The organism is Nitrobacter sp., from assembly GCF_051535235.1.
Classification (GTDB): domain Bacteria; phylum Pseudomonadota; class Alphaproteobacteria; order Rhizobiales; family Xanthobacteraceae; genus Nitrobacter.
Window position 1 is genome coordinate 26,897 of record NZ_JBPPLZ010000004.1, and the last position, 22,661, is coordinate 49,557.

A 22,661-nucleotide genomic window follows, 5' to 3' on the forward strand; every position below is an offset into this window, starting at 1 on the left:
GCAGGCGATAAAAATCATGACGTCCCGATATAGCGTTGAAATTTATTGTGCTCATAATGGTGTCAGCATGATTTTGCCGTGGCGGCACGAGGCTGAGTTCAAGGACGGCGTCGCCTTCCTGCGCGGCCTGGTCGGTGAGCCGGCGGGCCAGACGAAGCGCTATCCCGACCAACCGGATTCCTACTATCTCGAGACCGAGGATCAGTTCGTGGCCCTGATGGAGTTCAGGCGCGTGCAGGGAGTGAAGCGGCCCGACTAGGTGTGAGCTTTCAGGAGATTGCCGGCCTATCCCGGAAACCAACGTCGCAACTAGCAAGGAGAGGTCATGTTGGTTCCGAAAGAGTTCGACCGCTTGGTCGAATGCTTCTATCAGGGCAGCGACGAGGAAGTCTCCACCATAGAAGAGTGGATTGTGTTTGCCCTGGAGTATTTGAACAAACAGCAGCGGGCGGTCGTCAAGAACTTCCTGCAGGAATTGCTCGCGCAAAACCTTACGGACGCCGAGTTGCAGCGGATATGGGGAGATGCCGGGGCCAACTACGACTTTGACGACATACGCGGGGTCTTGACGTTGATCCGGGACGCGATCGATTAGGAGAAACGGAAAGAGGATATCGATGCCGTATTCGGCTTGCCAGGGAGCATTTCCCCGGAATGAATAGAGCGGATCATGGCGAAGTATAAAATCGAGGTCTACGTTGAGGGCCTTCAGGTATATCTGTCGTGGCATGACGAACGTGAATACTGGCTGGTACGGAAATTCCTTGGAGAACTCGACGGTCTGAAATCGCAGCGCCGGCAGGATCCCAGCCATATCGAATGGTATGATCTGACCAAGGAGCAGTACGAGAAGCTGATGAAATTCCGCAAGGAACTGCACGCGAAACGCAAGGGCCGTTAGATGCGCCGTTCACCCGGCTGATGTCGATACGGCATTCCGGATCAATCTGCGCAGGCAGTGAAGCGACCGGACCAGGTCGCGTTGCATCACCGCTTGTACGTTAGCGCCAGCGACAGGCCGGCGATAACGCCGACGCAGATCGCCGCGCCACCGGCCGCCATGCCCCAGTTCAGGAAATAAAGCGCGATCGACAGCAGCGATTTTTCGGTGCTGCCGCCCAGCATCACGAAGGAAATCGCGAACGCCGCCAGCAGCACTGCGCAGACGCCGATCCAGAACCGGGCCGGGCCGCGTCGCGACGGCTCCATCGCATACCACGCACTGGCCGCGGCGGCGACGGCGAGAGTTATCCAGACAAAGATCAGAAAGCGCATGGTTCGCCTCGACGATGCTCTCGTTGCGGGAAGCCATTCTAGAGCCATTTCCGTTCCGATCAAATCGGAACGGGGCTCCAGATTCTTGTTGTGACGCGTTTTCTTCCCGCGAACCGGTATCCCATCCCCGGGTCAAGCCCGAGGACATGCCTCGCGGGAAACGCTCCAGCGCAGTGTCACGCACAAGTCTTGGGCGACATAGCCGCGAAACCAACCACCACCGAGGAGAATGTGAATGGACTACGATATCACCGACACCGCACCAGAACACAAATCCGGCGTCGCCGCCCGCGGCGACTATGATGACTTCCGCATCACCTTCGAGGAATTCAAGGCTGCCAACGACGAGCGCCTGGCGCGGCTGGAGAAGAAGCGCGGCGACGTGCTGCTGGAGGAAAAGGTCGATCGCATCAATGCCGCGCTCGATGCGCAGCACAAGCGTATGGACGAACTGGCGCTGAAGCACGCCCGTCCGGCGCTTGAAGGCCGCGGCCGCATCGCCACCGATGCGGCGTCGCGCGAGCACAAGAGCGCGTTCGAGGCCTATGTGCGCGGCGGCGAGGCGGGCGCCTTGCGCGGACTGGAGACCAAGGCGATGTCTGTCGGCTCCAATCCCGACGGCGGCTATCTGGTGCCGGTCGAACTTGAACAGACCATCGGCGAGCGGCTGGCGGCGATCTCGCCGATCCGCGCGCTTTCGTCGGTGCGCACAATCTCGGGCAACGTCTACAAGAAGCCGTTCATGACGGCGGGGCCCGCCACCGGCTGGGTCGGCGAGACCGACTCGCGCACGCAAACCACATCGCCGACGCTGGACGCGCTGAGCTTCCCGGCGATGGAGCTTTACGCCATGCCGGCGGCAACGGCGACGCTGCTCGACGACGCGGCTGTCAATATCGACGAGTGGATCGCGCAGGAGGTCGAACTGACCTTCGCGGTGCAGGAGGGCGCGGCCTTCGTCAACGGCGACGGCACCAACAAGCCGAAGGGCTTCCTGCAATCCGACACCGTGGCCAATGGTTCATGGGTGTGGGGCAAGCTCGGCTACGTCGCCAGCGGCCTCGCCGGCGGGTTCGCTGCGTCGAACCCCTCCGATGCGCTGGTCGACCTGGTCTACGCGCTGAAGGCCGGTTATCGCCAGAACGCCGCCTTCGTGATGAACCGCAAGACGCAAGCCGCGATCCGCAAGTTCAAGGATACCGGCGGCTCTTATCTGTGGCAGCCGCCGTCGCTGGCGGGCGGGCGCGCTTCGCTGATGACGTTCCCGTTGGTCGAGGCCGAGGACATGCCGGATGTCGCGACGAATTCGCTGTCGATCGCGTTCGGCGATTTCCGCCGCGGCTACCTCGTGGTGGACCGCTCCGGCGTGCGCGTGCTGCGCGATCCTTACTCCGCGAAACCCTACGTGCTGTTCTACACCACCAAGCGCGTCGGCGGCGGCGTGCAGGACTTCGACGCCATCAAGCTGATGAAGTTCGCGGCGAGCTGAGGCGTCTCGTGTCCCGGGCGCGATGCGGCGTGCAACGCCGCGTCGCTGAACCGGTACCGCCGCGGAGTGCGGCTTCTTTCGTGGAGCGGTCACGGATCGGCAGCACAGCGCTTCGCGGCTGGCGTCGCATCCGTGGCGCGACCTCTCCATTGTCCATCCTCCATCATCCGAGCCTTTCCGCTTCTGATGGAATCAGAAGCGGGGCTCTATGATTTTGATTTGACGCGTTTTCTTGACGCGAACCGGTATCCACTTCGCTCGAAAACGCTACCAATGACAGGCAGTATCCGATGTCATCGCACCATGACGCCTGGCTGCGCCATCAGCAATCGCGATGGCTGCGGCCGGATGCGGCCCGCTGGGTTCGCCCCGACGCTGCGCGGTTTCTTCCGCCGGGCGTAGATGTCGCCAAAGCCTTTCCCGCGCTGGCGCGCAAATTCAACCCGGACCAGCCGCGCGTGCCGGCGGGCAATCCGGACGGCGGCCAGTGGACGGATGGCGGCGCCGAGGGAGGCAGTCTCGGCCTTTTTCAGATCACGCCGCGCGACAATACGATCGAAGGGGTGCAACTTGCCGGCGATTGGCCGCCGGGGATGGGACACAACCAGGGTCCGCCACTGGATGAACCCCCGGAGATTCCGAAGCAGCGGCCAATAACCAGTGCCGAAAGAACGCAATATCTTCGTGCGGCGGCAGGCTGGCTGGCGAGAAACAGCGGGCCGGCCGCAGTTGCCTATGTCGGCATGATGAATAATGTAGAATGGCTCAAAGACTATCACGCCCTCATTCAGGCTGCGAGCGACGAGCCAAAGACACTTGATGAACTACAAGCCAACGTTGGCCTGAAGCGGCCAGGATATGATGATCACCATATCGTCGAGCAGACATGGGCGGAATATTTTGGTTTTGCGCGATCGCAGATTGATGATCCGTCAAACCTCGCTAGTATTCCAAGGCTGATGCACTACCAGATCACGGGATGGTATGGGACGCCGAGCGAATATTTTGGAAATCAGTCCCCGCGCGAATATTTGAGCGACAAAACTTGGGCGGAACGTAGGGAAGTGGGTCTTTATGCGTTACGCAAATTTAAGGTCTTGAAACAATGAAGCAGACTGATCTCTCCAAAATGCCCATCGAATATCTCGTTGCCCGTTTTGCAGAGATCGGTGTTGCGCAGGATCAAGCATTGCTTGGTGGTCAGGTTGCAAAATTCAATGGTCTATTTAACCAAATGGTTGAACTATCGAATGAACTGAAGAACCGGGACGGTGATCAGCGACGGGCGCTTGCATCTCTTTACCAGCATCCAAATATACAGGTCAGGCTCAAAGCCGCGATACACACACGCGAAGTTTTTCCCGTCGAGGCTCGCCGGCAAATCGAGGCTATCGCGGAGAGTCACTGGATGCCTCAGGCCGGCGACGCCGGGATGGCGCTTGCCATCATGGATGGCGATTTGAAGCTGACGGGAATAAAGCCAGAGTAAACCGGCACTCCCTAAATCCCCGCGCCCCAGCTTCGCGCCGTTTTCAAAATCCAGTCGCGATAGAGCGCGAGCGGCGTGATGCCGGTGAGGCCGCCGCAGCCTGACGCATTGTTCGGCCCCGTCGACCAACTCACGACGCCGGCGATGACGGCGCCACCGCCCGAATCGAGAAACGCAGGCGCGCCGGAATCGCCGGTGCAGGCGCCAAGGCCGGCTCGTGTGTTGTTGGTTGAAGGATCGACCAGGCGGATCTGCAAGGTGCCGGGTCGTCCCGTGACGGCCAGACTCGCGGCGCGCGCCACGCCGCCGCTGCGGCCGTCGCCGGCGATCGCGACGCCCATGCCGACGACGGTGAGACGCATTCCGACAGTGATCGGCATCAGCGCGCCGCCGAGCGCGGCGGGTTGCGCGGGAAGGGGTGAGGCGAGTTGCAGCAGCGCGACATCGGCGGTGGCGCGATGCGCCAGCAGGCTCTGCATGTCGAACCGCGGATGAACGGCGGTGCGCCGGATATCGAGCAGGCGCGGCGGCTGGCTCTTGTAGTCCACGATCTTGGTGGTGGTCCCGGGCGCGATGCAGTGCGCCGCCGTGAGAACGATATCGCGCGCGATCAGCGCGCCGGTGCAGGAGTTGCCGTGCGAGCCGACGATGGTGACGACCGCGCCTGCCGCAGCGTGCGAAGGCGCGCTGCCGCCGCCGATCATGGCGAATGAGGGCTGCATCAGCGTCAGGACCGTCGCGGCCACAGCCAGGCGAATACATTTATGAATCATGGAGCGATGTCAGCCATCGCGTAGCGCGGCTGTCAACTGGATACGCAACAGGCTTCCTCCCGCAAAAAGAGGCGGGGTGAGGGGCATTGCCTCTCGACAAGCCGTAACCCTCACCCGGTCTGCTCCGCGCGATTGAGCAGGCCGACCTCTCCCGACGGGAGAGGTGAAGCAAGCCGACTGGCGTATTAATCAAGCAAAAGGAAAAGCACAAATATGCCTTCGATACTTTTGAGTGGGCCTGCGATCGAACCGTGGTCGGTCGCGGAGGCCAAGAGCTTCCTGCGCGCCGAGAACGATGACGACGACACTGTCATCGCCTCGCTGATCGCGGCGGCGCGCAGCCATGTCGAAGCCATGACGCGCTGCGCATTGATCGCGCAGACCTGGCGCTTCGTGCTGGACCGATGGCCGAAGGACGGGTGCATCAGATTAGGCCGTGGTCCACTGCGGACGCTTGTCGCCGCGCGGATCTACGATTCCGCGGGCAATGCCTCGGTCATCGATGCAGAAACATTCGTCCTCGACAAGACGGCCGGCGTGATCGCGCCGTCGGCGTGGAGCCTGCCGGCGCCGGGACGCGCGACCGCCGGCATCGAACTCGATGTCGAGATCGGCTTCGGCACGGGTGCGACCGACGTGCCGGATGTGCTGCGCCATGCGGTGCGGACGCTGGTGGCGCACTGGTACGAGAACCGCGGCCTGATCGCGATCGGCCAGAGCGTCGCAATGATGCCGGCTAGCGTCAGCGCCATGATCGCGAGCTATCGCGTGCAGGTGTTGTGACCGCTTTCGCATACTCGAAAAGGACATCATGATGACCAGCGCCAATTCAGCGCTTCGCGCTGCCGTGCACGATGCGCTCGCTGCCGACAGCGGGCTTCATGCCGCGCTCGGCGGCAAGCGGGTCTATGACGAACCACCGCGCGGAGCGCTGTTGCCCTATGTCAGCATTGGCGAGGCGCGCGTCACCGATGCGTCGGTCGACGACGGGCCGACACAGGAACATCAGATCACGCTGCATGCGCGCTCGCGCCAGGGCGGGCAGGGCGAAGCTCACCTCATTGCCGGCGCGATGCTGCAGGCGCTCGACGACGCGCCGCTCACGCTCACTGGCCACCGGCTGGTCAACTTTCGCTTCGCGGTCGCGGATATCCGCCGCGAGTCCGACGGCCGCACCTATCACGCGCTGGTGCGATTCCGCGCCGTGACCGAACCGACAACCTAGAATCAAGGAGCCGTCATGGGCGCACAAAAGGGCAAGGACCTGTTGTTGAAGATGAGCGACGGCGCGAGCTTCGTCACGGTGGCGGGATTGCGCAGCCGCAGGATCGCGTTCAACGCCGAGATCGTCGATATCACCAACGCGGAGTCGACCGATCGCTGGCGCGAATTGCTGGCCGGCGCCGGCGTCAAGCGCGCCTCGCTGTCGGGCCGCGGCCTGTTCAAGGATGCGGCGTCGGACGCGCTGGTGCGACAGGCGTTCTTCAACGGCACGATCAACGATTGCCAGGTCGTGGTGCCGGATTTCGGCACCATCGAAGGCCCGTTCCAGATCGCCAGTCTCGAATTCGCCGGCGAGCACAATGGCGAGGTGACGTTCGACGTCGCACTCGAATCCGCCGGGGCGCTGGCGTTTACGGCGATGTGACGTTTGCTGCCTTCCCTCTCCCCTTGTGGGAGAGGGTGCCTGAGCGGAGCGAAGGCGGGTGAGGGGAGCGCCTCGTTCGCAAGCTCCACTCATCCGATTTCTCACTTCGTTCGAAACCACCCTCTCCCGCAAGGGGAGAGGGAAAAACGAGGTTACTTCATGCCGAACAGACATCGCGGCGAAATTGCCGCCGAGCTTGGCGGGCGGCAGCGCACGCTGGTGCTGACACTGGGCGCGCTCGCGGAGCTTGAATCTGCATTCGGCGCCGGCGACCTGGTGGCGCTTGCGGAGCGTTTCGGTTCGGGACGGCCGTCGGCGCGCGATCTGACCCGCATCATCGCTGCAGGCTTGCGCGGCGCGGGCGAAGCCATCACCGACGATGAGGTCGCGGTCATGACCGTCGATGGCGGGGTGGCCGGCTTCGTCAAAATCGCGGCCGATCTGATCGCGGCGACCTTCGATGACGGTGGTGCGCGGTGAAGCCGTTTCCATGGGCGGATGCGATGGGCTTCGGCTTCGGCGTGTTGCGGCTCGCGCCGGATGCCTTCTGGCGGATGACGCCGCGCGAACTGGCGCAGGCGATCCGCGCGGTGCGCGGGCCTTCCGTCGCGCCGCTGGCGCGGACCGACCTCGACGATCTGCTGGCACGGTTTCCCGACACGCCCCGCAAGTGAGGACACAATGACTGACGAGACGAGCTTTGACGATGCATCGAGTACGCTGGACAGCCTCAACACCAAGACCCAGGCGCTCACCGTCAGCGCGGGCGGCTTTGCGCGCGCGATGACGCAGGCGTTCTCGTCGTCGGTCATCGGCGGCAAGCAGTTCGACGACGTGCTGAAGACGTTGGCGTTGCGCGTCTCGAGTCTGGCGGTAACCGCCGCGTTCAAGCCGCTGACGGCAAGCCTGACCAGCGGCATCTCCAGCCTGTTCTCGGGACTGACTGGCAGCATCGGCGCGGCCGGCGTGCAGGCCAATGCGCTCGGCGCCATCAAGCCGTTCGCGTCGGGCGGCGTGATCGGCGCGCCGAGTTACTTTCCGATGATGGACGGCGGCGTCGGCCTTGCCGGCGAGGCGGGCCCGGAGGCGATCATGCCGCTGGCGCGCGGTCCCGACGGCCGGCTCGGCGTCTCCGGCAGCGGCGGCGGCAACAGCATCACCGTGCAGATCGCCACGCCGGATCTCGACAGCTTCCGCCGCTCCGAGAGTTACGTCACCGGCCAGATCGCGCGCGCGGTGGCGCGGGGCCAGCGGAGCTTGTGATGGTCTGGAGTCTCATTCGAGCGTCATGGCCGGACTTGATCCGGCCATCCATCAATCATGATTTGATCGTGATGGATTGCCGGGTCGAGCCCGGCAATGACGATCATTGATCGCCTCGCAGGACATGTCATGACCAGCTTCCACGAAGTCCTGTTTCCGCTCGATGTCGCGCTGAAGAGCGCAGGCGGGCCGGAACGGCGCACCGATATCGTGAGCTTCGGCTCGGGCCGCGAGGCGCGCAACGCGCGCTGGGCGCAGTCGCGCCGGCGCTATGACGCCGGCTACGGCGTCAGGACGCTGGATGCCTTGCAGGCCGTCGTTGCGTTCTTCGAGGAGCGTCGTGGCCGGCTTTACGGCTTTCGCTGGCGCGACCGGGTGGATTGCTGTTCGGCGTTGACGGGTGTTGCGATCTCGCCGCTCGACCAGGTCATCGGCATCGGCGACGGCGCGACCGCGTCGTTTCAGTTGATCAAGACATATGGCGGCGCGTTCGCGCCCTATGCGCGCGCGATCGCCAAGCCGGTCAGCGGCAGCGTGCGCGTCGCAGTCGCCGACGAGGAAGTCGCGGCGGGCTCCGCGTTCACCTGCGATGCGACCACGGGCGTCGTCACGTTTGCCGCCGGGCATGTCCCTCCGGCGGGAACTGCGATCACCGCGGGATTCAGTTTCGACGTGCCGGTGCGCTTCGACACCGACTACCTCGAGGTCGATCTCGCGACCTTCGCCGCCGGCGCCATTCCGAAGATTCCGCTGGTGGAGATACGTCTGTGAGAAGCATCCCTCCCATGCTTCAGGCCAAACTCGATTCCGGCGCGACCACGCTGGCGCGCTGCTGGATCGTGACGCGGCGCGACGGCGTCGTGCTCGGCTTCACCGATCACGATTGCGATCTGGCGGTCGGCGACATCACCTGTCGCGCCGCCACCGGCTTCACCGCGTCGGAAGCCACCAGCCGGTTCGACCTTGCGGTCGACGGCTCCGAAATCTCCGGCGCGTTTTCCGACGACGCGCTGAGCGAGGCCGATCTCGCCGCCGGACGTTACGATGCCGCCGAAGTCGCGACCTGGCTGGTGGACTGGAGCGACGTCGCGCTGAAAGTCATGATCGCGCGGGGCTCGCTCGGCGAGGTGCGGCGCGAGGGGGCGGCGTTCACCGCGGAACTGCGCGGACTCGCGGATGCGCTGGCGCAGGATAGCGGGCGTCTGTTCACGGCACGCTGCGGCGTCGATCTCGGCGATGGCAAATGCCGCGTCAATCTGGCCAGCTCGACTTTTCGCCGCAGCGGCGCGGTGACCTCAATCGAGGGAACGTCGCTGGTCACGGTCTCGGGTCTCGATGGCCTTGCCGACGGCTGGTTCACCGCAGGGCGGGTGCTGTGGACGACCGGAGCCAATGCCGGTGTTGCCGTCGAGGTGAAACAGCATCACATCGCCGCGGGCGACGTGCGGCTGTCGCTGTGGCAGGCGATGGCCGAGCCGATCGCGGTCGGCGACAGTTTTGCGATCACCGCCGGCTGCGACAAGAGTTTCGCAACCTGCCGCGATCGTTTCGCCAACACCGTCAATTTTCGCGGCTTTCCGCAGATTCCCGGCAACGATTTCATCGTGAGCTACCCGTTGCCCGGCTCGCCGGATAACGGCAGCGGCACCAAGGCGGACTACGGAGGCGGCTCATGACTTTCCCGCATACGACCCGCGCCGCCATCGTCGCGGAAGCCCGCGGCTGGATCGGCACGCCCTATCGCCATCAGGCGTCGCTCAAGGGCGTCGGCTGCGACTGCCTTGGTCTGGTGCGCGGCGTCTGGCGCAACTGCATCGGCGACGAGCCGGAAACGCCGCCGCCCTATGCGCCGGACTGGGCCGAAGCCAAGGGCGACGAGACGCTGGTCGCGGCGGCGCTGCGTCATCTGGTGCCGGTCGCGGGCGACGGCTTCGGAGCAGGCGACGTGCTGTTGTTCCGCTGGCGCGACGGCTTCGTCGCCAAGCACGTCGCGATCGCGTCCGGCGAGCGCACGATGATTCACGCCCATGACGGCGCGGCCGTCTGCGAGATCGCTCTCGCGCCGTGGTGGCGGCGTCGGCTGGCTTACGCGTTTCGTTTTCCGGGAGTGTCCGTCTGATGGCAGCGCTGGTTCTTTCCGTCGCGGGCGGCGCCGCCGGCGCGCTGTTCGGTCCGGCCGGCGCGATCGCGGGCCGCATCGTCGGCGCGCTGGTCGGCAACGTCGTCGACCGCAAGCTGTTCGGCCCCGGCAACCAGAATGTAATCGGTCCGCGGCTCGCCGACCTCGACGTGATGGCTTCGACCGAAGGCGCGCCGATCCCGCGCGTCTACGGCCGCGCGCGGCTGTCCGGCCAGGTGATCTGGGCGACGCAACTCGAAGAGGTTGTCAGCAGCCGAACAAGCTCGTCGTCCGGCGGCAAGGGCGGACTGTTCAGCGGCCCCACCACGACCACCACCACCTACAGTTATTTCGCCAATTTCGCGGTCGGCCTTTGCGAAGGCGTGATTGGACGGGTCGGGCGGATCTGGGCCGACGGACGGCCGTTCGATCTCCACGGACTGACGATCCGTGTTCACCGCGGCACCGAGGATCAGGCCCCGGACGATCTGATCGTCGCCAAGGAAGGCGCCGGCAACGCGCCGGCCTATCGCGGACTCGCCTATGTCGTGTTCGAGCGGCTGCCGCTGGCGAATTTCGGCAACCGCATTCCGCAGCTTTCGTTCGAGATCATCCGCCCCATCGGCCAGCTCGAACGGATGGCGCGCGCGGTGACGCTGATCCCCGGCACGACAGAATTCGGTTATGAGCCGTCCGCTATCGTGCGCTCGCTCGGTCCCGGTCAGTCGGCGACGGAAAACCGTCATGTGTCGAACGCCGAGTCCGACGTGATCGCGGCGCTCGACGATCTGCAAGGCGCATGTCCCAACCTCGAACGCGTGGCGATCGTTGTGGCATGGTTCGGCTCTGACCTGCGCGCCGGAAGCTGCATCGTTCGCCCGGGCGTCGACAGCGCAAGCAAGGTCACGCGCGGCGGCGACTGGTCGGTCGCCGGCGTGACGCGGGGAAGCGCCTATGTGGTGTCGCAGGTCGATGGCCGTCCGGCGTTCGGCGGCACGCCTTCGGACGCCAGCGTGGTTCATCTGATCGCGGAACTGAAGGCGCGCGGCCTCAAGGTTACGTTCTATCCTTTCATCATGATGGATATTGCCGCCGGCAACGGCCTCGCCGATCCATGGAGCGGAGCATCGTCGCAGCCGGCCTATCCCTGGCGCGGCCGCATCACCTGCGATCCCGCGCCGGGGCGGACGGGCTCGCCGCAAGGCGCACCGGCGGCGGGGACGCAGGTCAACAATTTCTTCTCCGGCGGAAGCTGGAATTATCGCAACATGATCCTGCACTATGCGAACCTGGTGGCTTCCGCCGGCGGCGTCCACGCCTTCATGATCGGATCGGAGTTGCGGTCGCTGACGCGGGTGCGCTCCGGCAGCGGCGTCTATCCCGCCGTCAATGCGCTTGCTGCGCTCGCGGCGGACGTCAAAGCCATCGTCGGCGGATCGACGATCGTGACCTATGGCGCGGACTGGACCGAATACGGCGCGGATGTCGTCACGCCGGACGCCTCGGAGGTTCGTTTTCCGCTCGATTCCTTGTGGGCATCGAGCGCGATCGATGTCGTCGGCATCGATTACTACGCGCCGCTGGCGGACTGGCGCGACGAGGCCGGGCATCTTGACTCAAGCATCGCGGCTTCGACCTACGACGTCGGCTATCTCGCCGGGAATGTCTACAGCGGCGAGGGGTTCGACTGGTATTACACCGATGACGCCGCGCGCGCGGCGCAGGACCGCTCGCCGATCACCGACGGCCTCGGCAAGCCGTGGACCTTCCGCGTCAAGGACATCAGGTCATGGTGGTCGTCGGCGCATCACGAGCGCATCAGTGGCGTTGAACTCGCAAGCCCAACCGCATGGCTGCCGCAAGGCAAGCCGATCTGGTTCACCGAGATCGGCTGCCCGGCGGTCGACAAGGGCGCCAACCAGCCGAGCGTGTTTCCCGATCCCAAATCGTCGGAAAACAACCTGCCATATTTCTCCGGCGGCAATCGCGACGATCTGATCCAGCGCCGCTATCTGCAAGCGTTTCTCGGCAAGTTCGATCCCGCGTTCGGCGCGGCGGATGCGGACAATCCGGTCTCTTCGGTCTATGGCGGCCGCATGATCGATGCGTCCGCGATCCATCTGTGGACCTGGGATGCGCGGCCCTATCCGGCGTTTCCCGCCGCGACCGAGGTCTGGAGCGACGGGCCGAACTGGCAGACCGGGCACTGGCTCACCGGACGGCTCGGCGCCGCGCCAATGGACGCGCTGGTTGCGTCGCTGCTCGCGGACTGCGGTATCGCCGGCGCCGACACCTCCGCGCTGCGCGAGGCTTGCGATGGCTACGTGATCGACCGGCCGATGTCGCCGCGTGCCATGATCGAGCCGCTTGCCGGCGCCTACGCTTTTGACGCGACCGCCGCTGACGGCACGCTGCGCTTCCTTTCACGCGGCGGCGCGCCGGTTGCCGAATTCGTCGAGGACGACCTGGTGCTCCCGGACGACGGCGCTCCGGCGCGGCTGAGCCGCGCGCAGGAAACCGAACTGCCGCGCGAGGCCGGTTTCGGCTTTACCGACGGCACCGTGGACTACAGGCGCTCCGCGGTGACGTCGCGACGACTCGCAGGCGGCTCGAACCGCAGCGTTCACTCCGACCTTGCGGTCGTCAGCGACGACGCCGCGATGGCGCGGCGCGCCGAGATCTGGTTGCAGGATCTGTGGGCGGGACGCGAAAGCGCTGCGTTCTCGCTCGGCCCGCAATGCCTGTCGCTGACGGCGGGCGACGTGATCGCGGTGACGGTCAACGGACGGCGGCGGCTGTTCGAAATCAGCGCGACCGTCGATGCGGAAGCGCGGCAGGTGACCGCGCGCAGCATCGATCCCGAGGTGTTTTCGGTGCCGCTGTCGACGCCGCGCCCAACGCAGCCCGCGATGCCGGCCGCGCTCGGGCCGGTTGAAGCCGATGTGCTCGATCTGCCGACCATCGAGTCGTCGGAGCCGCCGATCCTGACGCGGCTCGCCGTCTTCGCCAGCCCGTGGCCGACGTCGGTGACGGTCTGGACCTCGCCGGATGGCGCGAGCTTTCAACCGTCCGCGGTGATACCGGCCCCCGCCACATCAGGTGAAACGCTGGACCCGCTGGCGGGGGGACCCTCGGGTCGCTGGGATTGCGGCAACGTCTTCCGCGTGCGGCTCTATGGCGGCGCGCTCACGTCGCTGTCTGATGCCCGCGTGCTGGCGGGCGCCAACGCGGCCGCCGTACAGAGTGCCGACGGCGACTGGGAAGTTTTGCAGTTCGCCAATGCGGAGCTGGTGGACGAGGGCACTTATAAAGTATCCCGCCTGCTGCGCGGGCAGGCCGGCAGCGAATACGCCATCGCCGACATGTTGCCGGCGGGCGCGCGGTTCGTCCTGCTCGACACGCATCTTACGCCGCTGGCGCGCGGATTGAACGCACTGGACCGGCCGGTCCTGGTGCGGCTCGCCGCCGCCGGACGAAACCATGACGATCCGACCGCGGTCACGCTGACGGTGACGCCGCGAGCCACCGCGCTGCTGCCGCTGTCGCCGGTGCAGGTGAAGGCATCGCGCGAGAGCGGCGGCGTTCATATCTCGTGGATTCGCCGGACACGTATCGACGGCGACGGCTGGGGCGTCGAGGTGCCGCTTGGTGAGGACAGCGAAGCCTATACGCTCGACATCTTCTCCGGCGGTTCGATCGTACGCAGCATCGCGTGCAACACATCCGAGACGCTCTACGCCAACGCCGACGAACTCGCCGATTTCGGTACCGCCCAAACCAGCCTGCATGTTCGCGTCGCGCAAGTATCGGCGACGGTCGGCGCGGGACATCCCACTGAACTCACTCTCACCCTCTGAGTTGCCATGACAGACACACCGAATCTCGGACTGCCGTATATCGACGGCAGCCAGGCGCAGAAGCACGTCACCCATAACGAGGCGTTGCGCATTCTCGACGCAGTGGTGCAGATCGGCGTGCTCGATCGGACGCGCACGACACCGCCCTCCAGTCCGGCGGACGGCGACCGGCACGTGGTCGCAAGCAGCGCGACCGGCGCATGGACCGGAAAAGACAACACCATCGCGACCTGGCAGGACGGCGCCTGGGCGTTCCTTGCGCCGAAGACGGGATGGTGTATCTGGTCGGCAGCTGACAGCGGCCTGTTCGTGTTCGACGGCGCGGCCTGGCAGAGCGCAGGCGGTTCGGCGTCGCTCGATAATGTGGCGCATCTCGGCGTCAACATGGCGGCGAGCAGTCCCAATCTGCTGGCGGTTGCTTCCAACGCCGCACTGTTCGCCGCCATCGATGCTGCCGACGGCGGCACCGGCGACATGCGTCTTCAGGTCTCGAAGGAAGGCTCGGCGAATACGGCGTCAGTATTCTTCTCGGATAATTTCTCGGGCCGCGCGGAGTTCGGCCTGGTCGGCGCCGACACATTCAAGCTCAAGGTTTCGCCGGACGGATCGAGTTGGATCGAAGCGTTCACGATCGATCAGAGTTCCGGCAACCTGACGCTGCCGCGCGGGCTGTCGTTGACCGGCGTCATTTCGCCGGCGCAGATCACCGCCGATCAGAACAACTATAATCCCACCGGTCTTGCGGCGGCGTCGGTACTGCAAATCAACGCGAACGCGGCGCGCAACATTTCGGGCCTGGCCAGCGGAGCGGAGGGGCGTTGCCTCGCCATCATCAATGTCGGAAGCCAGCCCGTGACGCTGCTTGACGAAAGCACATCGTCGTCGGCATCGAACCGCTTTTCTTTCGGCGGAAACCTGACGATCGCGGCAAAGCGGGCCGCGATCCTGCGTTACGACGGCACCGCCACGCGCTGGCAGGCGATCGCGGGCGGGGCGGGGGCTTCGGGTGGCGGCGACCTGCTGTCGACAAACAACCTGAGCGACCTCGCGAGTGCCGCGACGGCGCGCAGCAACCTTGGCCTGACAGCCATTGCCACTGCGGACGTGGGGCAAGTCCCGGGCATCGCAACGAATACCGATGCAGCGGCTGGCGATGTTGGCGAGGAGAAAATCGCCAACCTGGCTATCGCAAGCGCGGTCGCGTTGACGAGCGGCGCCGTAGTGACAGTTGTGTCCCTGACCCTCACCCCGGGCGATTGGGATATCTCAGGCTGGATCGGGTTCAATCCTGGCGGCACGGTCGTGACGACGGCCTATCGTGCAGGAATCAGTACCGCCACAAATACCATGCCATCAAATGACAGCGGGAGAGTGTCGATCCTGGGCATCAAGACTCCGGGCGGAGGCGACACCGCCGCCTCGGTGTTAACGATCCCGGTAAGCCGCGTCAGCATTGCCAGTAGTACGACTTACTATCTTGTCGCTCGTGCTGACTGGTCCACATCGACCATATCGGCGTGGGGAGCCATCCGGGCGCGCCGAATGCGGTAGCATCCACTCAATTATCAAAGAGGATCGAGCCAATGCCCAACGCAGCCCTCAAGGCGGCGCGCGAACCCGCGTCCATTCGATACAAGAACCCCGGCGCCATGTGGGGCGGCAGGCACGCCAACACATGGGGCGCCGTCTCCGATGTTGTGCTGAAGGACGGACAGGCCAACCATATCGCCGTGTTTCCCGATGTTGTTCACGGCGCGGCGGCGCAGTTCGCGCTGTGGAAGGTCGGCTACTGCAACATGTCGCTGGCGGCGGCGATAAAGAAATGGTCCGGCCACAATTCCTCGGCCGCCTATATGGCCTTCCTCGGCAAACATGTCGGCATAACGGCGGAAACCTGGATCACGCCTGCGCTGCTCGCCTCTCCGAAGGGCCTCGCGCTGATGCAGGCGCAAGCGCAGTGGGAAGCGGGCAAGCCGTATCCCATGACCGAAACCGAGTGGCGTCGGGCGCAGGCCATGGTTTTTCCCGTCGCCTGACGGTTTCAGGCAATCGCAACATCACTGGAGACAAGACATGACATCGGATTCGGTGTGGCAGATCGTGCGCTATCTGCTGATCGCCGCCGGCAGTTTCGCTACCGGCAAGGGATGGGTCACCTCCGACCAGGTGACCAGCATCATCGGCGCGATCGGCACGCTCTTCACAGTGGCATGGGGCCTCTACGTCAAGGCCGGCACCAAGGCGGTCCCGTCGGTTGCGGCCGCGCGTCCCGACGTGCCGACCGTCAGCGCCGCGACCGGCGCGGTCAAGTAAGTTCACGAACAACAGGAGTTCTCATGCGAAAGCTCGTCGTCGCGACAGCGCTCGTCTCCGGTCTGGCGCTGGCAGGTTGCCAGACCGTCTCGCTGCCGTCCTTGAATCTGAACACGGCCGTTGCACGCAACACAGTCTACGGCATCGAAAACGCCTATGGCGTCGCGGTGAATGCCGCCAATGCCTACAAGGCGCTGCCGCTTTGCAGGACCGGCACCCTGCCGGGCGCGACCAACATCTGCGCAAGGCGGTCGGTGATCGAACGGTTGCAGGCCGCGATGCTCAAGGCGCACCTCGCCGTCAACAATCTGGTGGCTCTGCAGAAGACCTATCCGTCCGTCGACATCACCAATGCGCTCTCGGCGGCGCAGTCGGCGCTTGTCGCCGTCCAGCAGATCCTCGCATCGGGAGCACAGTAACATGGTTACAGCAGCAGAAATCGAGGCCGGCCTTGCGGTCGCCGAAGCCATCGTCGAAGCCATCGTCAAGGTCGCGCCGGCGATCGAGCAGGGCGTGGTCTCGTCGATCCCCTATGTTCAGGCCATCGCCGGCCTGATCGGCGGCAGCAACGCCACCTCCGATGAGATCGATGCGGTGCTGGAGCGGATCAACGCGGCGGCCGGCGCGTTTCTGAGTCCGCTGCCGCCGGACGACGGCTCGACCACAACCTGACGCCGCCGAGGAACTGCCCGGAGAGAGGACAAGGTGCTGCCGCCGCACGGAAATATGACATGAGCGGGGTTTCGCCGTTCATTTGCCATTCACGCGGCGACGGTTCATCTTGAAGGCTGGAATCAGCGGAGCCTGCCTTGCGCCTTCTCGTTGTCGAAGACGATCCCGATCTCAATCGTCAGCTCACGACCGCGCTGACCGACGCCGGCTATGTGGTCGATCGTGCGTTCGACGGCGAGGAGGGACATTTCCTCGGCGACAGCGAGCCCTATGACGCCGTCGTGCTGGATATCGGACTGCCGAAGATGGACGGCATTTCGGTGCTGGAGTCCTGGCGGCGTCAGGGGCGCACCATGCCGGTCCTGATCCTCACCGCGCGCGACCGCTGGAGCGACAAGGTGCAGGGGTTCGATGCCGGCGCCGACGACTATGTCGCAAAACCCTTCCACCTCGAGGAAATTCTGGCACGCATTCGCGCGCTGTTGCGCCGGAGCGCCGGCCATGCCCAGTCCGAGCTGACCTGCGGGCCGGTGACGCTGGATACCCGCACCGGCCGCGTCAGCGTCGGCGGCAACCCGATCAAGATGACCTCGCACGAATACCGGCTGCTCGCCTATCTCATGCACCATACCGGGCGGGTGGTCTCGCGCACGGAACTGGTCGAGCATCTCTACGATCAGGACTTCGATCGCGATTCCAACACCATCGAAGTCTTTGTCGGCCGCATTCGCAAGAAGCTGGATGTCGATATCATCCAGACGGTGCGCGGGCTCGGCTACCTGCTGACACCGCCGGCAGATGCGCGCTAGGGAATTTCTGACCCGTCGCTCGACTTCGCTGGCAACGCGGCTGTTCCTGTCCGCGACCGCCTGGGTGGTGATCGTTCTGTTCATCACCGGCGTGATTTTGTCGTCGGTCTATCGCTCGGCGTCCGAGCGCGCCTTCGATCGCCGTCTCAATCTTTATCTTCGCACCCTGATCGCCGAAGTGGCGACGCCCGACGAGCCGGCCGATCGCCAATTCCAGTCGCTCGGCGAGCCGCTGTTCGATCTGCCGCTGTCGGGCTGGTACTGGGAGATCGTCCGCACCGATCCGGACGAGAAGGAGATTCGCGCATCGCGCTCGCTGTGGGACAAGAAGCTGCCGAAGCTGGAGGATCAGGGCATCGAGCTCTCCTCCTCGGGGGTTCGCGTCGGATATGTCGACGGCCCCGAGGGCCAGACCCTGCGCATGGCGGAGAGGCCGGTCGATCTCGGCGCCGACGGCAAATTCCGCGTCACGGTGGCGGGCGATGCAACCGAGATTTTCGACGAGACGCGGAGCTTCGATTATTACCTCGGCGGCACCTTTGCCGCGCTCACGATCGGCCTGCTCTTGACCACGATCTTTCAGGTGCGGTTCGGTCTCGCCCCGCTGAAGCGCATTTCGGACGCCATCGCCGACATCCGGTCCGGCCGCGCCGAACGGCTCCAGGGCGAATTTCCGGTCGAGATCGCACCGCTCGCCCGCGAGACCAATGCGCTCATCGATGCCAACCGGGAGATCGTCGAGCGCGCGCGCACCCATGTCGGGAATCTCGCGCACGCGGTCAAGACGCCGCTCTCGGTCATCGTCAACGAGGCCAACGCGCATCAACGCGACCCGTTCGCCGCGAAGGTGCTCGAACAGGCCGAGGTGATGCGCAACCAGGTCGCTCATCATCTGGAGCGCGCCCGCATCGCCGCGCGGCTTACCGTCGTTGCCACGGTGACCGATGTCGTTCCCGTCATCGAGGCGCTGCGCCGGACCATGGAGAAGATTCACCGCGACCGCGGCGTCGCCATTGACGTCGAGGCCAGCGCCGGGGCGAAATTCCGCGGCGAACGCCAGGACCTCGAGGAAATGGCCGGCAACCTCGTCGACAATGCCTGCAAGTGGGCGCGGTCGCGGGTGTTCATCGGGGCTTCCATTTGCCCGCCCTCCGGAACAGAGCCGGCGTGGCTGCGCATCATCGTCGACGACGACGGCCGCGGACTGTCGGGCGACGAGCGGATGCAGGCCTCGCAGCGCGGCCGCCGCCTCGACGAGACCAAGCCGGGATCGGGACTCGGGCTGTCGATCGTCACCGACCTCGCCGCGCTTTATGGCGGCAGCCTGAGCCTCGGTGCGTCACCGATCGGCGGCCTGCGGGCCGAACTGGTGCTGCCCGCGGCATGACGTACGTATCCACCCCGACGAAGAAGCGGCCACATCGCCGCAGTCCCGCCCGAATTGCCGGGTCCTGTGCGGCCGGACGCAAAAATCTTCCCGGCGGGTGGGCGCCGGAGGGGTCATGAGCAAGACAAATACGCTGTTGATTGTCGCGGCGGCGGCGCTCGCCCTCGGCGGCTGCGACGTGACGAGTTCCGGTGGCTCCGACGGCTCGGGCTTGTTTGCGGGTGCATTCGCCGTCCAGACGGGAGGGACAGGCGATGCGGCGCGCGACCGTGCGGTGATGGCTGCGACCGAGGCGGCGCTCGGCGGGCTGATCGGGCCCAAACTCGATTCGGCGCTGGATGATGACGACCGCCGTCTGGCGTATCAGGCCCAGATGGATGCCCTTGAGCGAGGCGCGCCCGGCGCGCCGATTGCGTGGCGCAATCCGGATTCTGGCCGCCATGGCAATATCGTCGCCGGCCCCGCCTACAGGGTGAAGAGCGCGACGTGCCGCGGCTACTCCCACACCGTCACGATCGGCGGCCAGCTCGAAACCGTGCGCAAAACCGCCTGCCGGAGCGGCGACGGCAAATGGGCCGCGGTGGGCTGATCCGGCTGCGAGACCGTATTAAAAGCCGTGCCTATCCTTATGTTGGAGCAAGCTCTTTTTGAGATGTGAGTGCAACCCTTGACGGCAGAAGCGAAGCGTTCCGTTTTTGGTTCGACGGGTCTCTTTCACGCCAAGCGGTACCCGTGTTCGCGTCGAGCCGCGAAGACATGCTTCGCTTCGCCGACGCTCCAGCCTTCCTCAACGCATCCTTAATACCGCCCCTGCTATGACATGCCACGGGCCCTTCCGGCGCCCGCGCGATCGCTCGCGTCAAGATTTACAGGCATGGACCAGGCCTCGATCGAACGGCTGAGGAATTATCTCGCGCAACTCCCGGCGAAGTCGCAGGCGTTGCTGATGCGGGAGTTCGAGCGTGCCGTCGAGCGCGATGAAGACGCCGCGGTCGCGAGCTTCGTGCTCCAAGAGTTGCGCAAAATCTCTGGCGGACACGCTGACAGCGCGCCGCCACGGCGCGAGGATCCGGCCCGGCTTCTGTTCCGTCCGCTGGAGCCGTTTCTTATCGAGGGGGAGACTGCGCCGCGCCCCGGTCAGATCCGGCGCACCTCGCTCATGCCTGTCTGGCGATGGCTGGCGCAGGACGGCGCGCCCGATGCCGTGCGCGCGTTCGAGGCTGTTCTCGCAACGCAAACCGCATCGGCGTCCGATATCGAAGCGGCGACGTGGACATTGCAGACGGCCGCCGCAGCCGCCATCCAGCGCATTGCCGATGGCAACGACCGTCAGCGGGCGCTCGGCCGTATCGGCGCGCCCAGTGTCGCTGAAGATTTTGTCTCCATCGGAGCGGTTCTGAACGCTCGCGAGGCCCTCGACACCCTCATTATCCGGCTGCCGAGTTTCATGCGGGTCTGCGGGGATTCCCAGATTGCCCTCCTGATGCCCGCGCTCAATGTTCCTTCCCTGCTGACCCCGTTGGCCGCGCCGTTCGCGCTGTCGCTGGTGATGCAGCGGCTGTCCGCGTCGTGGCAGGTCATCCGCCTGGCGATCAAGTTCGCCGGCGCGGACGACGAGTTCCGGGTGGCGGCCACGCCCTATGGCGCGGCGGTGACGCTGGTGCTGGAGGATTTGTCGCGGACAGCGGCCGCGCTGCATGACGATATCCGGCGGGGGCGTTTCGAAAACGTGTCCGAGCATCTGAAGACCGTGCACGACGGCATTCGGGGCCTGCGGACCGAACTCGACATCCGCAACGATTCAAACTGGGGCCGCCAACTCGCGGCGCTCAGGGTCGGTATTTCCAATGGCCTGCAATCGGAAATCGATGATGTCCCCGGCCGGGTGCGGCGTCTGCTCCGCCAGCGTCCCGATAAGGACATTCCGGCCGGCGCGCGGATCGACCCGACCGAGGTCGAGGAAACCGCCGCACTGATCGATTTCGTTGCGGTGTGCCGGACCTATGCCAGCGAACTGGCCATCAATGAAGTCACGATGCGCACCTATTCGGATTTGCAGCAATACGTCGAGCGGGCCGCGCAAACCCTGGTGGAATCGCTCCGCAACTGCGATGAGCGCGCCCGCCCATTCCGGCAGCAGCAGGTCAAGGCGACGATTCGCTTCTGCGAGGTTCTGTTCGGCCACGATTATTCATCGCTGATGAGCCGGGCGGCCGAGAACGCATTGGCGGCGGAACCCAAGTCGTCGCGGGCCGGCTAGTCCGTCGAGGCGTGTGATCCCGCTTTTGCCGATCGCGCCCTAGAATCAGAGGGTTGCAGGGGTTTGCTGCCAATTGTGCCGCAATTGTCAATTGCGTCCCCTGTCCAGTCGTGATGTAACCCCGCCATCGGACCGGCCGTTTCCTGCGCCGGGCCATCGGAATGCTGATGAGATGACGCTGTGGTTTGTGTTCGCGCTGATGACCGCTGGAGCGGTCTTTGCGGTGCTGTGGCCGCTTGGTCGTTCGGCGAGGCCGCAGACGTCAGGCGGTAGCGAGACCACCGTCTATCGGGATCAACTGGCGGAAGTCGGGCGTGATGCCGCAGCCGGCCTGATCGGCGCGCCGGAGGCAGCCGCGGCTCGGGTCGAAATCGGCCGGCGGCTCCTGGAGGCCGCCGACGCCGAAGACGATCATCAGCCCCAGGCCTCCAGGCTCTGGCTGCGGCGCGTGGTGGCGGTCGGAGCGCTGGCCGGAATGCCGCTGCTGGCGCTGGTGATCTACCTGCCGCTCGGATCGCCGCAACTGCCCGATTTCCCGCTGGCGGAGCGCGTTCAATCAGCCGATGCATCGCAATCGCTCGAGAACCTGGTGGCGCAGGTCGAATCGCATCTGGAAAAGCATCCCACCGATGGCCGCGGCTGGACCGTGCTGGCGCCGGTGCTCGCAAAGCTCAGCCGCTTCGACGACGCTGTGCGCGCCTATCGCAACGTGATCGCCTATACCGGTGAGACGGCGCAGCTCCGCGCCGATCTCGGCGCGGCGATTACGGGGGCCGCCAACGGCATCGTCACCACCGATGCGAAAAGCGAGTTCGAGCGCGCGGTCGCCCTCGATCCCAAGGATCCTAAGGCGCGGTTTTTCCTCGGAATGGCGGCGGAGCAGGACGGCCGCACCGCCGACGCCGTCACGATATGGAAGGCTCTGCTGGCCGATGCGCCCGCGGATGCGCAATGGCGCGGCGCGGTGCAGGATGCGCTGAACCAGGTCGGGAACGGCGCGCCGCGTCCGACAGAAGAAGCGGTGGCCGCGGCGAGCGACATGAGCGAGGCCGATCGTTCCGCGATGATCCACAAAATGGTCGACCGGCTTTCCGCGCGCCTGAAACAGGACGGCAACGACGTCGAGGGATGGCTGCGTCTGGCTCGCGCCTATATGGTGCTCAAGGAGCCGGAGAAGTCGCGCGTCGTGCGTGACGACGCCCGCCGTGCGCTCGAACGGAACGAAGCAGGGTTGCGCCAGCTCAACGAAGGGCTCAAGGCGCTCGGGATAGACGGATGATCAAGATGTTCCGCGCAGGTGAAACAGC

At 65.1% G+C, this 22,661-nt stretch carries 28 protein-coding genes; 26 read left to right on the forward strand and 2 right to left on the reverse strand.

The genetic code is table 11. From position 1 onward, the window contains the following. Positions 1-67 precede the first annotated feature (67 nt). The 3 genes from ACS3WA_RS06560 to ACS3WA_RS06570 all read left to right on the forward strand — a co-directional run bounded on the left by ACS3WA_RS06560 (position 68) and on the right by ACS3WA_RS06570 (position 901). A complete protein-coding gene (locus ACS3WA_RS06560; protein ID WP_412773159.1) occupies positions 68-259 on the forward strand; it encodes a hypothetical protein in 192 nt (63 codons plus the stop codon). Positions 260-325: 66 nt separating this feature from the next. Further along, positions 326-595 carry a hypothetical protein gene (locus ACS3WA_RS06565; RefSeq protein ID WP_438277738.1) on the forward strand — a complete coding sequence of 90 codons (270 nt, stop codon included), beginning with the start codon at positions 326-328 and terminating at the stop codon, positions 593-595. Between the two features lie 75 nt (positions 596-670). Further along, the gene (locus ACS3WA_RS06570; RefSeq protein ID WP_438277739.1) at positions 671-901 is read left to right on the forward strand and encodes a hypothetical protein; all 231 of its coding nucleotides are present in this window, start codon (positions 671-673) and stop codon (positions 899-901) included. A gap of 86 nt (positions 902-987) precedes the next feature. On the opposite strand, the gene ACS3WA_RS06575 is transcribed toward ACS3WA_RS06570, so the two are convergent. Continuing rightward, positions 988-1,275, reverse strand: coding sequence for a hypothetical protein (locus tag ACS3WA_RS06575; protein ID WP_438277740.1), 288 nt, complete (start codon positions 1,273-1,275; stop codon positions 988-990). A gap of 235 nt (positions 1,276-1,510) precedes the next feature. On the opposite strand from ACS3WA_RS06575, the gene ACS3WA_RS06580 reads away from it, so the two are divergent. The 3 genes from ACS3WA_RS06580 (at position 1,511) to ACS3WA_RS06590 (ending at position 4,253) form a co-directional block, all read left to right on the forward strand. Continuing rightward, positions 1,511-2,764, forward strand: coding sequence for a phage major capsid protein (locus tag ACS3WA_RS06580; protein ID WP_438277741.1), 1,254 nt, complete (start codon positions 1,511-1,513; stop codon positions 2,762-2,764). Positions 2,765-3,054: 290 nt separating this feature from the next. Next, positions 3,055-3,873 carry a hypothetical protein gene (locus ACS3WA_RS06585; RefSeq protein WP_438277742.1) on the forward strand — a complete coding sequence of 273 codons (819 nt, stop codon included), beginning with the start codon at positions 3,055-3,057 and terminating at the stop codon, positions 3,871-3,873. Further along, positions 3,870-4,253 (forward strand): DUF2019 domain-containing protein, encoded by a 384-nt coding sequence (locus tag ACS3WA_RS06590; protein WP_438277743.1) that lies wholly within the window; start codon positions 3,870-3,872, stop codon positions 4,251-4,253. Before ACS3WA_RS06585 ends, ACS3WA_RS06590 begins: the two co-directional genes overlap by 4 nt. A gap of 11 nt (positions 4,254-4,264) precedes the next feature. Here the strand turns inward: ACS3WA_RS06590 and ACS3WA_RS06595 are convergent, their stop codons facing one another. Next, the gene (locus ACS3WA_RS06595) at positions 4,265-5,026 is read right to left on the reverse strand and encodes a S1 family peptidase (RefSeq protein ID WP_438277744.1); all 762 of its coding nucleotides are present in this window, start codon (positions 5,024-5,026) and stop codon (positions 4,265-4,267) included. Between the two features lie 213 nt (positions 5,027-5,239). Here ACS3WA_RS06595 and ACS3WA_RS06600 point away from each other — a divergent pair, with 213 nt between their 5' ends. From ACS3WA_RS06600 to ccmI, 20 genes are all read left to right on the forward strand, one after another. Further along, complete coding sequence (locus ACS3WA_RS06600; protein ID WP_438277745.1) at positions 5,240-5,809, forward strand: head-tail connector protein; 570 nt, start codon at positions 5,240-5,242, stop codon at positions 5,807-5,809. A gap of 31 nt (positions 5,810-5,840) precedes the next feature. Beyond that, the gene (locus tag ACS3WA_RS06605) at positions 5,841-6,251 is read left to right on the forward strand and encodes a DUF3168 domain-containing protein (RefSeq protein WP_438277746.1); all 411 of its coding nucleotides are present in this window, start codon (positions 5,841-5,843) and stop codon (positions 6,249-6,251) included. 15 nt (positions 6,252-6,266) lie between these two features. Beyond that, positions 6,267-6,674 carry a phage major tail protein, TP901-1 family gene (locus ACS3WA_RS06610; protein ID WP_438277747.1) on the forward strand — a complete coding sequence of 136 codons (408 nt, stop codon included), beginning with the start codon at positions 6,267-6,269 and terminating at the stop codon, positions 6,672-6,674. A 159-nt stretch (positions 6,675-6,833) separates the two neighbouring features. Next, positions 6,834-7,154, forward strand: coding sequence for a gene transfer agent family protein (locus ACS3WA_RS06615; RefSeq protein ID WP_438277748.1), 321 nt, complete (start codon positions 6,834-6,836; stop codon positions 7,152-7,154). Further along, entirely contained in the window at positions 7,151-7,348 is a 198-nt protein-coding gene (locus ACS3WA_RS06620) for a rcc01693 family protein (RefSeq protein WP_438277749.1), read from the forward strand. The genes ACS3WA_RS06615 and ACS3WA_RS06620 overlap by 4 nt, the downstream gene beginning before the upstream one ends. Before the next feature lie 7 nt (positions 7,349-7,355). Further along, complete coding sequence (locus tag ACS3WA_RS06625; RefSeq protein WP_438277750.1) at positions 7,356-7,937, forward strand: phage tail tape measure protein; 582 nt, start codon at positions 7,356-7,358, stop codon at positions 7,935-7,937. Positions 7,938-8,066: 129 nt separating this feature from the next. Then, the gene (locus ACS3WA_RS06630) at positions 8,067-8,708 is read left to right on the forward strand and encodes a phage distal tail protein, Rcc01695 family (RefSeq protein ID WP_438277751.1); all 642 of its coding nucleotides are present in this window, start codon (positions 8,067-8,069) and stop codon (positions 8,706-8,708) included. Then, on the forward strand, positions 8,705-9,613 hold the full coding sequence (locus tag ACS3WA_RS06635) for a DUF2163 domain-containing protein (RefSeq protein WP_438277752.1): 909 nt from the start codon (positions 8,705-8,707) through the stop codon (positions 9,611-9,613). Before ACS3WA_RS06630 ends, ACS3WA_RS06635 begins: the two co-directional genes overlap by 4 nt. After that, entirely contained in the window at positions 9,610-10,056 is a 447-nt protein-coding gene (locus ACS3WA_RS06640; RefSeq protein ID WP_438277753.1) for an NlpC/P60 family protein, read from the forward strand. Before ACS3WA_RS06635 ends, ACS3WA_RS06640 begins: the two co-directional genes overlap by 4 nt. Beyond that, complete coding sequence (locus ACS3WA_RS06645; protein ID WP_438277754.1) at positions 10,056-13,913, forward strand: baseplate multidomain protein megatron; 3,858 nt, start codon at positions 10,056-10,058, stop codon at positions 13,911-13,913. Before ACS3WA_RS06640 ends, ACS3WA_RS06645 begins: the two co-directional genes overlap by 1 nt. A gap of 6 nt (positions 13,914-13,919) precedes the next feature. Further along, positions 13,920-15,464, forward strand: a complete 1,545-nt coding sequence (locus tag ACS3WA_RS06650; protein ID WP_438277755.1) for a DUF2793 domain-containing protein — start codon at positions 13,920-13,922, stop codon at positions 15,462-15,464. 32 nt (positions 15,465-15,496) lie between these two features. Continuing rightward, positions 15,497-15,949 carry a hypothetical protein gene (locus tag ACS3WA_RS06655; RefSeq protein ID WP_438277756.1) on the forward strand — a complete coding sequence of 151 codons (453 nt, stop codon included), beginning with the start codon at positions 15,497-15,499 and terminating at the stop codon, positions 15,947-15,949. 37 nt (positions 15,950-15,986) lie between these two features. Then, positions 15,987-16,226 (forward strand): Pam3-gp28 family putative phage holin, encoded by a 240-nt coding sequence (locus tag ACS3WA_RS06660; protein ID WP_438277757.1) that lies wholly within the window; start codon positions 15,987-15,989, stop codon positions 16,224-16,226. Positions 16,227-16,249: 23 nt separating this feature from the next. Then, a complete protein-coding gene (locus ACS3WA_RS06665) occupies positions 16,250-16,645 on the forward strand; it encodes a hypothetical protein (RefSeq protein ID WP_438277758.1) in 396 nt (131 codons plus the stop codon). Between the two features lies 1 nt (position 16,646). Beyond that, positions 16,647-16,898 carry a hypothetical protein gene (locus ACS3WA_RS06670; protein ID WP_438277759.1) on the forward strand — a complete coding sequence of 84 codons (252 nt, stop codon included), beginning with the start codon at positions 16,647-16,649 and terminating at the stop codon, positions 16,896-16,898. Between the two features lie 137 nt (positions 16,899-17,035). Next, positions 17,036-17,707, forward strand: a complete 672-nt coding sequence (locus ACS3WA_RS06675; RefSeq protein ID WP_438274806.1) for a response regulator transcription factor — start codon at positions 17,036-17,038, stop codon at positions 17,705-17,707. Continuing rightward, entirely contained in the window at positions 17,697-19,094 is a 1,398-nt protein-coding gene (locus tag ACS3WA_RS06680; protein ID WP_438277760.1) for an ATP-binding protein, read from the forward strand. The genes ACS3WA_RS06675 and ACS3WA_RS06680 overlap by 11 nt, the downstream gene beginning before the upstream one ends. 115 nt (positions 19,095-19,209) lie before the next feature. Beyond that, entirely contained in the window at positions 19,210-19,683 is a 474-nt protein-coding gene (locus ACS3WA_RS06685; RefSeq protein ID WP_438277761.1) for an RT0821/Lpp0805 family surface protein, read from the forward strand. Between the two features lie 285 nt (positions 19,684-19,968). Continuing rightward, positions 19,969-21,354, forward strand: coding sequence for a hypothetical protein (locus ACS3WA_RS06690; RefSeq protein ID WP_438277762.1), 1,386 nt, complete (start codon positions 19,969-19,971; stop codon positions 21,352-21,354). A 172-nt stretch (positions 21,355-21,526) separates the two neighbouring features. Next, a complete protein-coding gene (gene ccmI / locus ACS3WA_RS06695) occupies positions 21,527-22,633 on the forward strand; it encodes a c-type cytochrome biogenesis protein CcmI (protein ID WP_438277763.1) in 1,107 nt (368 codons plus the stop codon). Positions 22,634-22,661 lie beyond the last annotated feature (28 nt).

What these genes read in the sequence shown, in the direction of transcription:
- ACS3WA_RS06560 (WP_412773159.1), top strand. Translation starts at nt 68, where the DNA reads ATGATTTTGCCGTGGCGGCACGAGGCTGAGTTCAAGGACGGCGTCGCC.
- ACS3WA_RS06565 (WP_438277738.1), top strand. Translation starts at nt 326, where the DNA reads ATGTTGGTTCCGAAAGAGTTCGACCGCTTGGTCGAATGCTTCTATCAG.
- ACS3WA_RS06570 (WP_438277739.1), top strand. Translation starts at nt 671, where the DNA reads ATGGCGAAGTATAAAATCGAGGTCTACGTTGAGGGCCTTCAGGTATAT.
- ACS3WA_RS06575 (WP_438277740.1), bottom strand. Translation starts at nt 1,275, where the DNA reads ATGCGCTTTCTGATCTTTGTCTGGATAACTCTCGCCGTCGCCGCCGCG.
- ACS3WA_RS06580 (WP_438277741.1), top strand. Translation starts at nt 1,511, where the DNA reads ATGGACTACGATATCACCGACACCGCACCAGAACACAAATCCGGCGTC.
- ACS3WA_RS06585 (WP_438277742.1), top strand. Translation starts at nt 3,055, where the DNA reads ATGTCATCGCACCATGACGCCTGGCTGCGCCATCAGCAATCGCGATGG.
- ACS3WA_RS06590 (WP_438277743.1), top strand. Translation starts at nt 3,870, where the DNA reads ATGAAGCAGACTGATCTCTCCAAAATGCCCATCGAATATCTCGTTGCC.
- ACS3WA_RS06595 (WP_438277744.1), bottom strand. Translation starts at nt 5,026, where the DNA reads ATGATTCATAAATGTATTCGCCTGGCTGTGGCCGCGACGGTCCTGACG.
- ACS3WA_RS06600 (WP_438277745.1), top strand. Translation starts at nt 5,240, where the DNA reads ATGCCTTCGATACTTTTGAGTGGGCCTGCGATCGAACCGTGGTCGGTC.
- ACS3WA_RS06605 (WP_438277746.1), top strand. Translation starts at nt 5,841, where the DNA reads ATGACCAGCGCCAATTCAGCGCTTCGCGCTGCCGTGCACGATGCGCTC.
- ACS3WA_RS06610 (WP_438277747.1), top strand. Translation starts at nt 6,267, where the DNA reads ATGGGCGCACAAAAGGGCAAGGACCTGTTGTTGAAGATGAGCGACGGC.
- ACS3WA_RS06615 (WP_438277748.1), top strand. Translation starts at nt 6,834, where the DNA reads ATGCCGAACAGACATCGCGGCGAAATTGCCGCCGAGCTTGGCGGGCGG.
- ACS3WA_RS06625 (WP_438277750.1), top strand. Translation starts at nt 7,356, where the DNA reads ATGACTGACGAGACGAGCTTTGACGATGCATCGAGTACGCTGGACAGC.
- ACS3WA_RS06630 (WP_438277751.1), top strand. Translation starts at nt 8,067, where the DNA reads ATGACCAGCTTCCACGAAGTCCTGTTTCCGCTCGATGTCGCGCTGAAG.
- ACS3WA_RS06640 (WP_438277753.1), top strand. Translation starts at nt 9,610, where the DNA reads ATGACTTTCCCGCATACGACCCGCGCCGCCATCGTCGCGGAAGCCCGC.
- ACS3WA_RS06645 (WP_438277754.1), top strand. Translation starts at nt 10,056, where the DNA reads ATGGCAGCGCTGGTTCTTTCCGTCGCGGGCGGCGCCGCCGGCGCGCTG.
- ACS3WA_RS06650 (WP_438277755.1), top strand. Translation starts at nt 13,920, where the DNA reads ATGACAGACACACCGAATCTCGGACTGCCGTATATCGACGGCAGCCAG.
- ACS3WA_RS06655 (WP_438277756.1), top strand. Translation starts at nt 15,497, where the DNA reads ATGCCCAACGCAGCCCTCAAGGCGGCGCGCGAACCCGCGTCCATTCGA.
- ACS3WA_RS06660 (WP_438277757.1), top strand. Translation starts at nt 15,987, where the DNA reads ATGACATCGGATTCGGTGTGGCAGATCGTGCGCTATCTGCTGATCGCC.
- ACS3WA_RS06665 (WP_438277758.1), top strand. Translation starts at nt 16,250, where the DNA reads ATGCGAAAGCTCGTCGTCGCGACAGCGCTCGTCTCCGGTCTGGCGCTG.
- ACS3WA_RS06670 (WP_438277759.1), top strand. Translation starts at nt 16,647, where the DNA reads ATGGTTACAGCAGCAGAAATCGAGGCCGGCCTTGCGGTCGCCGAAGCC.
- ACS3WA_RS06680 (WP_438277760.1), top strand. Translation starts at nt 17,697, where the DNA reads ATGCGCGCTAGGGAATTTCTGACCCGTCGCTCGACTTCGCTGGCAACG.
- ACS3WA_RS06685 (WP_438277761.1), top strand. Translation starts at nt 19,210, where the DNA reads ATGAGCAAGACAAATACGCTGTTGATTGTCGCGGCGGCGGCGCTCGCC.
- ACS3WA_RS06690 (WP_438277762.1), top strand. Translation starts at nt 19,969, where the DNA reads ATGGACCAGGCCTCGATCGAACGGCTGAGGAATTATCTCGCGCAACTC.
- ccmI (WP_438277763.1), top strand. Translation starts at nt 21,527, where the DNA reads ATGACGCTGTGGTTTGTGTTCGCGCTGATGACCGCTGGAGCGGTCTTT.